The organism is Neorhizobium galegae bv. orientalis str. HAMBI 540 (genome assembly GCF_000731315.1).
Classification (GTDB): Bacteria; Pseudomonadota; Alphaproteobacteria; order Rhizobiales; family Rhizobiaceae; genus Neorhizobium; species Neorhizobium galegae.
In genome coordinates this window covers 1,377,803-1,391,112 of sequence record NZ_HG938353.1, presented here as the reverse complement: position 1 = coordinate 1,391,112, position 13,310 = coordinate 1,377,803, and the positions used below count along the sequence as shown (strand labels likewise).

Sequence of the window (13,310 nt, the reverse complement as noted above, 5' to 3'; positions counted from 1 at the left end):
GCTCAGTGAGTCTGTCATCAGGAAAAGAGCGGACATTGCGCCGCAGCCTAGAGACTGAGGATATCCACAGCGTCCCATCCGCCGAGGCCACGGCCTCTCTGCACTTTTAACGTGCTTTTTAGAGAAATAACTGAACCATACGTTGCTGACCATCCTGGCTGCGTCTTTATGCCGCCATGTTGGATCTGAAAGCCACCATCGATAATTGATGGCATGATTGAGGGAAATTCGACCCGGCTTAATCGCTCGGCGAAGTCTATGTGTGGCGGGGATCGCTCTCACCCGAAACACCCTTGGCCACCTGGCTCTTGTTCTGCTTGTCGGGGACATTGCCGTTCCCCTCCGCCCGGTCGCGGTGGAGGGCTGCGCGCGCCAGCAGCATGAAGGTGATCGGCGTGGTCACGGTCACGAAGATGCCGATCAGGATCTCGTGGAATACGAGGCGCCCCGACGAAACCGTGAAGAAGATCATCGAAGCCAACATGACGCCGCCGATCCCCCAGCTGGTGCCGAGCGTCGGCGCATGGATGCGCTCGTAGAAGGTCGGCAAGCGCAGGAAGCCGATGGCACCGATCAGCGCAAGACCCGAACCGATCAGCAGGAAAAACGCGACCGCGACGGCGGCCCAGACCGGGATATCGGCTGCAGCCTGCATCATTCGATCACCTCCCCGCGCATCAGGAATTTCGCAAGCGCCACGGTCGCCACGAAGCCCAGCATGCCCATGACCAACGCCGCCTCGAAATAGATCACGCGGCCCGTGCCGATGCCGAAGGTCACCAGCAGCAGCATGGCGTTGATGTAGAGCGTGTCGAGGCCGATGATGCGGTCCTGTGCCCTTGGGCCCCGGAACATGCGCACCGAGGCAATCGCCATCGCCGCCGCCAGCATCAGCTGGGCGAGCGAGACAGCACTGAAGAGAATGATGGCGCTCATGCGAAAATCTCCATCAGCAGCTTCTCATACCTGTTCTTGATCGTGTTGCGCCACTCCGCCTCGTTGTCCAGGTCAAGGATATGCAGCAACACCGTCTTGTCGTTTGAATCATACTCCAGCCAGGCAGATCCCGGCGTGCTGGTCAGCACGACGGCCAGAACCGCGATTGCCGTATGGTTCTCGATATCCAGCTCGACGGTCAGGAAACCGGGATTGTGGCTGCGGCGACCAGCTTTGAGGATAATCAGCGCGACGGCGATGTTCGATTTGACGATATCGTAGAGTACGATCCCGAACAGTTTCGGCAGCAGGTACCATTTGCCGAGCCGCGGCTTGTCCGGGCGCAGCGATGCCATCGCCCACGAAGCGAACACGGCAACCAGGATGCCGAGCACCAGATGGCCGGGCGTGAAGCCATTGAGCAGCAGCCACATCAGGACCAGCGACAGGGTGAGCAGCGGATAGGGCAGCATCATTTGCCCCCTGCTTCGGTCGACGCAGCGCCGTCGTAGTCAGGGATAGGCGCCGCTTTGCGCACTGCATCGATATAGATCCGCGGATTGCTGAGGCTGCGGATCGTCGTATCCATATACTGCATCGCCGGTCCGGCCTGGACGGTGAGGGCGAGCGTCAGGAACAGCAGGAACATCACCGGCACGATCTCGATGACGAGGACGCGCGGCACGGTTCCTTCGAGCGAGCTCCAGAAGGTGCGGATGCCGGCGCGCGTCATCGAAATCAGCGCTGCGATGCCGGAGAGGATGACGAGGAAGACCAGAACCCAGACGGTCGCCGTCGGCGGCACGCCGATCGCTCCCGTCCCCATCATCGCCGACAGCATCGCGAACTTGGCGATGAAGCCGGAAAGCGGCGGCAGGCCGGACAGCAGGATACCACACGCCGCAAAGCAGATGCCGAGGATCGCCATCGTGCCCGGCATGGTGACGCCATCACCCTCCTCCGGCTCGTCCTCGTCCGCGTCGCCATAGGCTTCCATGGTGACTGCAAGGACAATCGCACCGGCATCCTGCCCGCGTTCGACCAGTTCGATCAGCATGAAGAAGGCGCTGATCGTCAGCGTCGAGCTGACGAGATAGAGCAGCGCGCCGGACGAGATCGCCCCATCATTGATGCCGAGCACCATCAGCAGCGTGCCCGACGAGACCAGAACCGAGAAACCGGCAAGCCTTCCCAGCGCCTGCGACGCCAGCACACCGATCGTGCCGAAGATCAGGGTGGCGACGCCACCGTAGAGAAGCACGTCCGCACCGAAACCGGCAGACGGTCCTTCGCCGAAGAGCAGCATGGTGAGCCGCAGGATGATGTAGATGCCGAGCTTGCTCATGATCGCGAATATGCCGGCGACCGGTGCGGATGCGGCGCTATAGGCCGTCGGCAGCCAGAAGCAGAGCGGCCACATGCCGGCCTTGATAAGGAAGGCGATGCCGAGCACGCCCGCTCCCGCTTCCATCAGCATCCGGCGGTCCGGCTCGATATCGGGAATTCGTGCGGCGAGATCGGCCATATTGAGGGTGCCGGCGGTGCCGTAGATCAGGCTGACGCCGATCAGGAACAGAAGTGCGGCAGCTAGGTTGACGGCGATATAGTGCATGCCCGCCTTGACGCGCAGCGGACCGGAGCCGTGCAGCAGCAATCCATAGGATGCCGCCAGCATCACCTCGAAGAAGACGAAGAGATTGAATAGATCGCCGGTCAGGAAGGCGCCGTTCAGCCCCACCAACAGCAGCTGGAACATCGTGTGGAAATGCGCGCCGACCGCATGCCAGCGGGCGAGCGAGAAGACCAGCGCCGCGACCGAGAGCACCGCGGTCAGCAGCAGCATCAGCGCCGACAGCGCGTCGAGAACCAGCACGATGCCGAACGGCGCCGCCCAGTTTCCGAGCAGATAGACGCCGTCGAATTCGCTTGGACCGCTTTCGATCCGCAGAAGCGTGAGCGAGACGGCGACCAGAATCAGCGTCGACGCGAGGCTGATCATCGCCTTTACGACGCGCTGGCGCTCGTCGACGAACAACAGGAGTGCGGCGGCGACCAGCGGCACAAGGATCGGCGCGATAATGAGGTGATGGATCCAGCCATTCATTTCGGCTCGCTCCTCCCATCGACATGGTCGGTACCGGTCAGCCCACGGGAGGCGAGCATGACGACCAGGAACAGCGCGGTCGTCGCAAACCCGATGACGATGGCCGTCAGCACCAGAGCCTGCGGCACCGGATCGGCGAGCGTCGAGGTGGGAACGCCGTCAACGAGGATCGGCGGGACATTGGTCTTCACCCCGCCGACACCGAAGATGAAGAGATTGACGGCATAGGAGAGTAGCGAGAGGCCGACGATGACCTGGTAGGTACGCGGACGCAGGATGAGCCAGACGCCGCAGCCCGTCATCACGCCGATTGCGGTGGCAAGAACGAGTTCCATCAGCCCTCCTCCGTCCGCGCTGCATCGATCGCCCGCAGGCGGTTGATGCGGATCGACTGGTGCGCTAGGGCCACGAGAATAAGGACCGTGGAGCCGACCACCAGCGAGAACACCCCGAAATCGAAGAGCAGCGCCGTGGCGGCCGGCATCTTGCCGATCAACGACAGCTCGACATACTGGAAATGCGAGGTCAGGAACGGGTAACCGAAGAACCAGGCGCCTATGCCCGTCGAAACCGCGGTCAGCAGGCCCGCCCCCATCCAGCGCAGCGGAAGAATGCGCAGGCGATCTTCCGCCCAACGCGTGCCGCCGGCCAGATACTGCAGCAGGAAGGCGATCGACAGCGTCAAGCCTGCCGAGAAGCCGCCGCCCGGCATATCGTGACCGCGCATGAAGATGTAGACGGCGAAGGTGATGATCACCGGGAAGAGCCAGGTCATGATGACGGAGGGGACAAGCAAGTAGTCGCGCACCGTATCGCCGGCCGAACGCTCGGGACGATCCTCATCGAAACGGTTCTGGATGCGCTGCTGTTCCGGCAGGTCCATGCTGTCGTCGGCCGGGCGGAAACGGCGAAGCAGCGCGAAAACGGTCAGCGCCACGACGCCGAGCACCGCGATCTCCCCGAGCGTGTCGAAGCCGCGGAAATCCACCAGGATGACGTTGACGACGTTGCGCCCACCGCCTTGCGAATAGGCATTTTCGAGGAAGTAGTTGGCGATGGCATCGGGCACCGGCATGGTCATGACGGCATAGGCGATGAAGGTCATGCCGATGCCGCAGACGACGGCGAGCGCCAGGTCGCGGAAGCGGCGGAAGCGCGCCCGGAGACTGATCGCCTCGACCATTCCTTCCGTGCGCTTCGGCAGCCAGCGCAGGCCGAGAAGGATGAGGACGGTGGTGACGATCTCGACGAGAAGTTGGGTGATCGCGAGATCCGGCGCCGACAGCCAGACGAAAGTGATGCAGACGATCAGCCCGACTCCGCCGAGCATGACGAGTGCTGCGAGGCGATGATATTTGGCAAGATAGGCGGTACCAAAGGCCAGGCAGATGCCGAGCAGCCAGATCGCGGCGAAGGCGGGATCGATGCCGGAAAAGGCGATTTCGCGCGTTTCGAAACCGGAGAGATAGAGCGGCAGGAGCCCCGCGAGGAAACCGGTCGCCACCACCCAGCGGAGCTGAGGCTGCAGATTTCGGGTGCCGAAGCGCCGTTCGAGCGTGCGGGCCCAGCGCCAGGACACTTCCACGAGAATGCGCTCGAAGATGCGTTGGCCCTTCAGGTTGCGCAGGATCGGCGGACCGTCCTCGCAGGTCGCGAGATATTTCCGGAGCGAGAGATAGAGTAGCGTGCCGCCGCCGAGTGCGATGGCGCTCATGATCAGTGGCAGGTTGACGCCATGCCATATGGACAGGCTGTATTCCGGGGTCTCAGGCCCCAGCACGCTGACGACGGCGGTATGCAGGAAAGGCCCGATCGAAATCGCCGGAATGATGCCGACGATCAGGCAGGCGACGACCAGAAGGTCGATCGGAAAGCGCATCCAGCGCGGCGGCTCATGCGGCTTCGGCTTGGGTAGATCCGTCGGCGGCGGTCCGAAGAAGACGGTGTGGATGAAACGCAGCGAATAGGCGACGCTGAAGGCGCTGGCGAGCGTCGCCACATAGGGCAGGATGCGGTCGAGAATGGAATCCGCATGGGTTTCGACCGCCTCGGCGAAGAACATTTCCTTCGAGAGGAAGCCGTTGAGCAGAGGAACACCCGCCATGGCGGCACTTGCCACCATGGCCAGCGTGCCTGTGATGGGCAGATACCGGAAAAGCCCGCTCAATCGTCGCATGTCGCGCGTGCCGGTCTCATGATCGATGATGCCGGCCGCCATGAACAGCGACGCCTTGAAGGTCGCGTGGTTGACCATGTGGAAGATCGCCGCGACCGTCGCCAGCGGACTTCCGAGGCTGAGCAGCGTGGTGATGAGGCCGAGATGGCTGATCGTCGAATAGGCGAGCAGGCCCTTCAGGTCCTGCTGGAACATCGCGAAATAGGCGCCAAGCACGAGCGTGATGATGCCCGCCAGCCCGACCAGGTAGAACCATTCATAGGTTCCCGACAGGGCCGGCCAGAAGCGCACCAGCAGGAAGACGCCCGCCTTCACCATGGTCGCCGAATGCAGGAAGGCCGAGACCGGGGTCGGCGCCGCCATGGCATTGGGCAGCCAGAAATGGAATGGAAACTGAGCGCTCTTGGTCAATGCGCCGAGCAGGATGAAGACCAGTGCCGGCACGTAGAGGGAATGGCCGCGGATGACGTCACCGGCCGCCAGGATCTTGTCGAGGTCGTAGCTGCCGACGATGTTGCCGAGCAGCAGCAGCCCGATCAGCAGGCAGAAACCGCCGATCCCGGTGATCGTCAGTGCCATGCGTGCGCCGTCGCGCGCGGCGGCATTGTTGTGCCAGTAGCTGATCAGCAGGAAGGAAAAGATGCTGGTCAGTTCCCAGAAGACCGACAGGAGAATGACATTGCCGGAAATGACGATGCCGAGCATCGCGCCCATGAAGGCGAGCAGGAAGGAGAAGAAGCGCGGAACCGGATCGTCTTCCGACATGTAATAGCGGGCATAGACGACCACCAGAAAGCCGATGCCCGCGATCAGCATGGAGAAAAGCCAGGCGAAACCATCCATGCGCAGCGTGAAGTTCAGGCCAAGCTGCGGCAGCCATGTGCCCTCGAAGCGAAGCACGCCGCCATCGGTAACGCTTGGATAGAAGGCCGCGATGATCAGCAGGGACAGGAGCGCAGTGGCGCCGGCGACCCAGGACGGCAGCACGCGCGAGCGCGTTCGCAGCAGAGATACGGAGACCAGGCTTCCGAGGAAAGGCAGGACCAGAAGAACAAGAAGAAGATATGGTCCTGACGTTATCCCAATGCTCCGGCCTTCCTATGTGCTCCGCATCCGCCAGGCGCCTCCTCCGAAGGGCTTTGCGGTGCTCCATCTAGCAATCGAATCCAAATTGCCATATATGAGAGATATTGACCAATATGGGCAGTTTGGTGAGATGGGTCAAGCCGCAAAGAACGTAATTTTGACACCGGCCTTGTGTCGCGCCGCCCGTGGGTTTCTGGACTGGACACAGACCGATCTTGCCGACCGGTCCGGGGTGTCGCGCAGTACTATCCGTGACTACGAAGGCAGCCGGCACGACCTCCATCGTGCGACGGAGGCGCAGCTGCGCCTGGCCTTCGAAGACGGCGGCGTCGCCTTCGTCCACATGGAAGGCGGTTGCTTCGGCGTCTGTCCGAGAGCCGTGCAGACACCGCAATAGGTCGAGCGGAGCGCGGCCCTAACCGGGCATCACCAGTTGTGACCGAACCATCCCGCCGCCGTTCACACCCTCGGCATGCCTTCGGGCCGCAGCGCCTTCTTGAGCGCGGCGATGCGGAAGATGGCGTTCGGGGCGCCGTAGCCGCAATAACCGCGCCGCTCGACGATCTCGAAGAAGAACCCCTCGCCATAGGTCATGCTGTAGAGCTGGAAATATTCGCCGTGCTCGTCGCGGTCGTAGAGGATGTTCTCTTCCTTCAGCCGCTCAGAAAGCTCGGCATCGAGGCCGAAGCGGGCTTCGACGTCGCCGTAATAGTTGGGCGAGATGGCAAGCGGCTTGAACCCGTTCTTGCGCAACGCGGCGGCCGTCGCAAAGATGTCGTCGGTCTGGAAGGCGAGATGCTGGACGCCGGATCCGAATTTTTCGGCGATGAAATGCCCCGCCAGCGTGCGGCGGTTCTCGGCGCCGTTCAAGGTGATGCGGAGCGTGCCGGAGGCGTTTTCGACCACCTGGCTGCGTACCACGCCGGCCGGATCGATGATGTCGACCATCGCCGTCTTCTGCGTCTCGAAGATCGAGGTGTAGAAGAGCAGCCAGGTCAGCATCTCCTCGTAGGCGACCGTCTGGGCGATATGGTCGACATGCCCGAGATGCGCCGGCGCCATCTCGGCTTCGCCCTCTTCGCTGGCGGGCAGGAAATCGATCTCGGAAAAGCGGCCGAGATTGCTCTTGTCGTCGATCAGGTAGACGAGGCCGCCGCCGACGCCGCGGATCGCCGGTATCTCCACTTCGCCCTCCGCCACCTGCTGCCTGAACGGTTCGGCCCCCAGCGCCACCGCCCTTTCGAACGCCTGCCCGGCATCGTCGACGACGAGGGCCATCGCATAGGCGGAGGTGCCGTGGACGGCAAACGAGGCGTTGGCAAACCCCTTCTCGTCGGTATTGACGAGGAGACGGATATCGCCCTGGCTGTAGAGGCTGACCTTCTTCGACTTGTGTTTCGCCGTCTTGCGGAAACCGAGCGTTCGCAGGATCGCAGCAAGATCGGCCGCATCCTTCTCGTCGGAAGAGAATTCCACAAAACCGACACCCTTCACGGCCGCGCGGTCCGGCATGTCGCGAACCGTCAGGCCCGATGCATTCGGGCTGCGCCGCACCTGGTCGCCGAGATAGATCAGCGAACGGTAGCCGTCATCGGCAATCGCCCGGCTGGATCCACCGCGGAACTGGTCGTTGAAAATCTCCAGCGAGAAATAACCGTCGTAGCCGGTTTCGGCGATCGCGGTGGTAAAAGCCGTCACCGGCAGATCGCCCTCGCCGGGCATGTTGCGGAAATGCCGCGACCAGTAGAGCAGGTCCATGTCGATCAGCGGCGCATCGGCGAGCTGGACGATGAAGATCTTGTCCTTCGGGATCGAGCGGATCGAATTGATGTCTATCTTCCGCGACAGGGTGTGAAAGCTGTCGAGGATCAGCCCGATATTCGGGTGGTCGGCACGCCGCACGATCTCCCAGGCATCGCGATGATCGTTGATATGCCGGCCCCAGGCGAGCGCCTCGTAACCCACTTTCAACCCACGCCTGGCGGCCCGTTCGCCGAGTTCGTGAAAATCCGCCGCCGCCCGGTCGATGCCGCCGAGAGAGACCGGCGAAACGTTGGAGCAGACAAGGACGAGGTCGGTGCCGAGTTCCTGCATCACGTCGAACTTGCGCTCGGCACGATCGAAGGTGCGGCCGCGATGCGTGGCGGGCATGCCCTCGAAATCGCGGAACGGCTGGAACAGCGTGATCTCCAGCCCGTGATCGCGCACCATCTTTCCGACATCGGCGGGGCTGCCGTCGAAGGCGAGGAAATCGTTTTCGAAGATCTCCACCCCATCGAAGCCGGCCTTGGCAATCGCTTCCAGCTTCTCGGGCAGTTCCCCGCTGATCGAAACCGTGGCTATCGACGTTTTCATGCGGTCCTCCCTTTTCCTCGGAATGCGACCGAAGAAGCTCCTCAGATGCACCGGCGAGCGACCTCCCGCTTCGAGCCGGCATCAAGTAACGCCATTTTGTACTAAACAGTTCGTAACATCAAATGAGAAGTTTTGGTCTGCAGATATAGCCGATATCGTGGGCCGGATCGGACGCTGCCAAGGCGGCGAACCAAGAGGCCTGGAACAGAGTTCAGGGCTTCAATTTTGTGATCCAGGCCGACACGCCTTGCGCCATCGTTGTCATATGGTCAGCGGCGGAAAAACCGGAAATCGTCTTGCGCGGCTTCAGGTCGTGATCACCCTCCTCCAGCCAGAGGATTTCGATGGCCTTCGAGAGTTCGTAGCCGGATACTTCTTCGCGGGTGCCGAATTCATCGCGGGTTCCCTGGCAGATCAACGCCGGTGCCTTGAGACCTTTGAGATGCTGGGTGCGGAGCTGCTCCGGTTTTCCCGGAGGATGGAACGGATAACCAAGGCACAACAGGCCGGCAATCCCGCCCTTGTCGTAGAACTCGTCGGCAATCATGCTCGCCACCCGTCCGCCCATCGACTTGCCGCCGATGATCAGCGGTCCCTTCGCGTCGAGTTCGGCGATCACCGCCCTGTATTCGGGATTGAGCGTCTCTGCCCGCGGAGGCGGCTTGCGATCGCCCGATGTACGCCGGGCAGCCATATAGCCGAATTCGAAACGCGCCACGCGAAAACCCCTGGCCGACAGCGCTTTCGCCGCAGCCGTCATCGATGCGGAATCCATCGGCGCGCCGGCGCCATGCGCAAGCAGGATCGTGACGCGTGCGTCTTCCGGTCCCTCGATCAGAAATCGCCCTGACATCTTGCTCCCTCAATTCAGGTTCACTTTTCACATGCGCCCGTCGGACCACACCGTTGGCGCACGTTCTTTGTATGGGCGAGCCATGGCCGCCCGCAATTTGGCGACTATATCAGCGAGAGCAAGGCCAAGTCTCCTGCCCGACCATTACAGATGGAGGAATGTCATGGATATGCAGAGCCTCACACCAGCAGTCGAACTTGCGAGAAAGAACGGTGTGCACTTCCCGAACGAAAGCGCCGCATACAGGGAGGCGCGGGATGCGCTTCTCGCCGAGGAAATCGAGCTCCGCCGCCATATCGAGCGCGTCGCCGAGCAGAGACGCCATCTGCCGCCGGGCGGGCATGTGCCGAAGAACTATACGTTCGAGGGCGTGAACGGCAGGATCTCGTTCGAAGAGCTGTTTGCGGACAAGGAAACGCTGGTCATCTACAGCTATATGTTCGGCCCGGAGCGCGAGCGGCCCTGTCCGATGTGCACCTCGCTGCTTTCTTCCTGGGATGGCGAGGTTCCCGACATTCAGCAGCGCGTCGCATTCGTGGTCGTCGCACGTTCGCCGTTGCAGCGCCTCACCGATTTCGCACGCGAGCGCGGCTGGCACCATCTGCCGCTCTATTCGGATACGAGCGGCGAGTTCAGCCGGGATTACCACGCGATCGGCAAGGACGGCAGCGACGACGCGGCCTTCAACGTGTTCACCCGCCGGGACGGAACGATGCGGCATTTCTGGGGCGGCGAGATGGGCGGCGCCACCGCCGACCCCGGCCAGGACCCGCGCGGCGCACCCGATCTGATGCCGATCTGGACGATCCTCGACTCCACCCCGGAGGGCCGGGCGCCGCACTGGTACCCCAAGCTGTCCTATTAGGACTGAAGTCCTACGCGCCGATCAAGGCGGAACGAAAGATGATGCCGCCACGTTCTCCGGCCACTTCAACTGATAAGGAAGTGACCATGAAAAAGCTTATCATTCTCTCCGCCGCGATCGGCCTTCTCGCGACCGGCGCAATGGCCCAGCAGAGCACGGTTAACGGCGCTGTCGGCGGTGCTGTTACTGGTGCAATCGTCGGTGGTCCGGTCGGCGCTGCCGTTGGCGGCGTGGTCGGTGCAGTCGCCGGTACGGCGATCGATCCGCCGCCGGAACGTGTCGTCACCTATGTGCGCCAGCAGCCGGTACAGCAGTCCGTTGTGGTGCAGGAGCGCGTCGTCGTCGGCCAGCCGATCCCGCAGCAGGTCGTCCTCACTCCGATCCCGGAATCGCCGACCTACGCCTATGCGATCGTCAACCAGCAGCGCGTCATCGTCGATCCGCGCACCCACACGGTGGTACAGGTCGTCGAATGATCGTTCCGCATTGCTGATCGCAAGCCGTCGTATCGAGAGGTGCGGCGGCTTGTTTTTGAGAATCGACCGCCCGACAGCATTTTTTTAAATCTCGCGGAACCAAATGCCGACTGCGTCGTTTTGTAAGGTTGGTATCCAGGGAGGACATGAAAGATGCCGCAAGCAAGTTGGCAAAAACCGGTGCGCGTCGCCTTCGGGCAGCTCGGTACTGAGGTCATCAACGGACCGTTTGAGGCGCTTGCGCTTTTGACGGACCGCTGGCCGGACATGCGCGGACCACACTTTGTCAAGGCGCGTAGCGTCTGCCGGGCAGCGCTCGACGGACGCAGGTCGCCGGAAGAGGCGCGTCAACAGTTTGAGGAAGCTGTCAGCGAAGCGCAATTGCATCTGAACTGAACGAATAGGCCGGCAATCCGCCGGCCTGCATGGTTCAGAGACCGATGATATCGCCTAAAAGCCGGAGGGTGGAGCCGGAAAGGGCGATCGGCGCGAACAGCACGGAGAAACACAGACACGGCCCGCGCTTACCCGCGATCGGCCGATGGTCCAGCATTTCGTCTGCGACCGAGACGTCACCCTCACCGAAATTGCCGCGATGGTCGTGAAACTCGCCCTCGAGCACCAACGTCAATTCAAGCCCATGATGGCCGTGCTGCGGGAGAGCCCTTCCCGGCCGCACCCATAAAAAACTCGTCTCGACTTCCTTCGATTTTTCGATGACGTGATGCCGCAGCCCCGGCAGTTTCGTTTTCCACCTGATATCGGCGAGATCGGCGCCGACATAAGCCCGTAGCGATGCGGGGAGCCTCGATTTTTCGAAGATCCTTGGCCGATGCTCCGGCGGCGGTGCAGACGCGAAGATTTCGGCCAACCGTCGCTTGGCGTCGGACAATGCCACGGGTGGAGTGATATTCAGGGCATCGCCTGCATACTCCTCCATGACACCGGCCAGTTTCGCAGACGGCGAGTGCATTTCCAGATGCGAACCGACGAGAACATGAGCCGGCTCAGGAAGAGAGCCGGACACGTAATGCGCGATCAGAAGATCCAGCCGTTCGAGGTTCTGCAGCATGTCCAAATGCCAGTTTCATGCAGGAAATCGGGTCAAAGCGCCCTCACTTCATCGCGCAGCACGGATCCGTATCTGCTTCAACTCTACGTCTATACGTCTGGAGAGAAATTTGGATTACTACTTCCAATATAATAGCGCCGTTTTTTTTAACGGCCCGTCGATACATTAGAAGGCGGCGCTTGAAGCGCCCCTTTAGCCGCCGTCGCAACCATAGATCCGGCCACGAAAAGACGGATTTTACGGGGGCAAACCCTTTCCGGAAACAGAATTTCTTGCCCTCTGGTCCTTGTCCGTCGAAAAGACCCTGTTTACATGTGCGATGAACAAGAAGGCACCGCGATGACCTCCCATTCCTCCGTCCTCGACGTGATCGGCAACACGCCCCTCATCCGGCTGAACGGCGCTTCCGAAGCGACCGGCTGCGAAATCCTCGGCAAGGCGGAGTTCCTGAACCCCGGCCAATCGGTCAAGGATCGGGCAGCGCTCTACATCATCCGCGACGCCGAAAAGAAGGGGCTCCTGCGCCCCGGCGGCGTCATCGTCGAAGGCACGGCCGGCAATACCGGCATCGGCCTGACGCTGGTCGCCAAGGCGCTCGGTTACCGCACCGTCATCGTCATCCCGGAAACCCAGAGCCAGGAAAAGAAGGACGCGCTGAAACTGCTCGGCGCCGAACTGGTCGAGGTTCCCGCCGTCCCCTACAAGAACCCCAACAATTACGTGAAAATCTCCGGCCGCCTTGCCGAGGAGCTCGCAAAGACCGAGCCGGCGGGCGCCATCTGGGCGAACCAGTTCGACAACATCGCCAACCGCGAAGCCCATATCCAGACCACGGCGCCGGAAATCTTCGAACAGACCGGCGGCAAGGTCGACGGTTTCATCTGCGCGGTCGGCTCGGGCGGCACGCTTGCCGGCGTCGCCATGGGGCTGAAGGCCCGCAACCCGGATATCAAGATTGGCATCGCCGACCCGGAAGGTGCTGCCCTTTATGAATTCTACGCCCATGGCGAGTTCAAGTCGGAAGGCAATTCGATCACCGAGGGCATCGGCCAGGGCCGCATCACCGCCAATCTCGAAGGTTTCAAGCCGGACTTCGCTTACCAGATCCCGGATGCGGAAGCGCTGCCCTATATCTTCGATCTGGTCGAGCACGAAGGCCTCTGCCTCGGCGGCTCGACCGGCATCAATATCGCCGGCGCTGTCCGTCTCGCCAGGGATCTTGGCCCCGGCCACACGATCGTGACGATACTTTGCGACTACGGCAACCGCTATCAGTCCAAGCTTTTCAACCCGGATTTCCTGAAGTCGAAGGGTCTGCCGGTTCCCGCCTGGCTGGTGCAGAAGCGGCAGATCGACATTCCCTTCCAGACGGTCTGATACCTTTGAA

At 61.8% G+C, this 13,310-nt stretch carries 14 protein-coding genes; 5 read left to right on the top strand and 9 right to left on the bottom strand.

Annotated elements, in window-relative coordinates; genetic code table 11:
* Positions 1-256: 256 nt before the first annotated feature.
* Genes mnhG through RG540_RS07115 form a run of 6 tightly spaced genes read right to left on the bottom strand, consistent with a single transcriptional unit; the run spans position 257 to position 6,296 of the window.
* The gene (gene mnhG / locus RG540_RS07140) at positions 257-658 is read right to left on the bottom strand and encodes a monovalent cation/H(+) antiporter subunit G (RefSeq protein WP_065814415.1); all 402 of its coding nucleotides are present in this window, start codon (positions 656-658) and stop codon (positions 257-259) included.
* Positions 655-936 carry a K+/H+ antiporter subunit F gene (locus tag RG540_RS07135; protein WP_037084596.1) on the bottom strand — a complete coding sequence of 94 codons (282 nt, stop codon included), beginning with the start codon at positions 934-936 and terminating at the stop codon, positions 655-657. Before RG540_RS07135 ends, mnhG begins: the two co-directional genes overlap by 4 nt.
* Positions 933-1,409: a Na+/H+ antiporter subunit E gene (locus RG540_RS07130; protein ID WP_038593261.1), complete on the bottom strand. Its 477-nt coding sequence runs from the start codon at positions 1,407-1,409 to the stop codon at positions 933-935. The genes RG540_RS07135 and RG540_RS07130 overlap by 4 nt, the downstream gene beginning before the upstream one ends.
* Complete coding sequence (locus RG540_RS07125) at positions 1,409-3,040, bottom strand: monovalent cation/H+ antiporter subunit D (protein WP_038586079.1); 1,632 nt, start codon at positions 3,038-3,040, stop codon at positions 1,409-1,411. The genes RG540_RS07130 and RG540_RS07125 overlap by 1 nt, the downstream gene beginning before the upstream one ends.
* Positions 3,037-3,375, bottom strand: a complete 339-nt coding sequence (locus tag RG540_RS07120; RefSeq protein ID WP_038586076.1) for a Na+/H+ antiporter subunit C — start codon at positions 3,373-3,375, stop codon at positions 3,037-3,039. The genes RG540_RS07125 and RG540_RS07120 overlap by 4 nt, the downstream gene beginning before the upstream one ends.
* Entirely contained in the window at positions 3,375-6,296 is a 2,922-nt protein-coding gene (locus RG540_RS07115) for a monovalent cation/H+ antiporter subunit A (RefSeq protein WP_038586073.1), read from the bottom strand. The genes RG540_RS07120 and RG540_RS07115 overlap by 1 nt, the downstream gene beginning before the upstream one ends.
* A 91-nt stretch (positions 6,297-6,387) precedes the next feature.
* Between RG540_RS07115 and RG540_RS07110 the strand changes: the two genes are divergently transcribed.
* On the top strand, positions 6,388-6,699 hold the full coding sequence (locus RG540_RS07110; RefSeq protein WP_038593258.1) for a helix-turn-helix domain-containing protein: 312 nt from the start codon (positions 6,388-6,390) through the stop codon (positions 6,697-6,699).
* Between the two features lie 62 nt (positions 6,700-6,761).
* Here RG540_RS07110 and RG540_RS07105 read toward each other — a convergent pair whose 3' ends face one another.
* Both RG540_RS07105 and RG540_RS07100 read right to left on the bottom strand, forming a co-directional pair.
* Positions 6,762-8,657 carry a bifunctional sugar phosphate isomerase/epimerase/4-hydroxyphenylpyruvate dioxygenase family protein gene (locus RG540_RS07105; RefSeq protein WP_038586070.1) on the bottom strand — a complete coding sequence of 632 codons (1,896 nt, stop codon included), beginning with the start codon at positions 8,655-8,657 and terminating at the stop codon, positions 6,762-6,764.
* A 211-nt stretch (positions 8,658-8,868) separates the two neighbouring features.
* Positions 8,869-9,510 (bottom strand): alpha/beta hydrolase family protein, encoded by a 642-nt coding sequence (locus RG540_RS07100; RefSeq protein WP_038586067.1) that lies wholly within the window; start codon positions 9,508-9,510, stop codon positions 8,869-8,871.
* Positions 9,511-9,673: 163 nt separating this feature from the next.
* On the opposite strand from RG540_RS07100, the gene RG540_RS07095 reads away from it, so the two are divergent.
* The 3 genes from RG540_RS07095 to RG540_RS07085 all read left to right on the top strand — a co-directional run bounded on the left by RG540_RS07095 (position 9,674) and on the right by RG540_RS07085 (position 11,247).
* Complete coding sequence (locus RG540_RS07095) at positions 9,674-10,375, top strand: DUF899 family protein (protein ID WP_038586063.1); 702 nt, start codon at positions 9,674-9,676, stop codon at positions 10,373-10,375.
* 86 nt (positions 10,376-10,461) lie between these two features.
* Entirely contained in the window at positions 10,462-10,851 is a 390-nt protein-coding gene (locus RG540_RS07090; protein WP_038586062.1) for a DUF1236 domain-containing protein, read from the top strand.
* 153 nt (positions 10,852-11,004) lie between these two features.
* Positions 11,005-11,247, top strand: coding sequence for a DUF982 domain-containing protein (locus tag RG540_RS07085; protein WP_007772754.1), 243 nt, complete (start codon positions 11,005-11,007; stop codon positions 11,245-11,247).
* A 34-nt stretch (positions 11,248-11,281) separates the two neighbouring features.
* Here RG540_RS07085 and RG540_RS07080 read toward each other — a convergent pair whose 3' ends face one another.
* Positions 11,282-11,923 (bottom strand): ChrR family anti-sigma-E factor, encoded by a 642-nt coding sequence (locus RG540_RS07080; RefSeq protein ID WP_038593255.1) that lies wholly within the window; start codon positions 11,921-11,923, stop codon positions 11,282-11,284.
* Positions 11,924-12,262: 339 nt separating this feature from the next.
* On the opposite strand from RG540_RS07080, the gene RG540_RS07075 reads away from it, so the two are divergent.
* The gene (locus RG540_RS07075; RefSeq protein WP_038593251.1) at positions 12,263-13,300 is read left to right on the top strand and encodes a cysteine synthase A; all 1,038 of its coding nucleotides are present in this window, start codon (positions 12,263-12,265) and stop codon (positions 13,298-13,300) included.
* Positions 13,301-13,310: the final 10 nt, after the last annotated feature.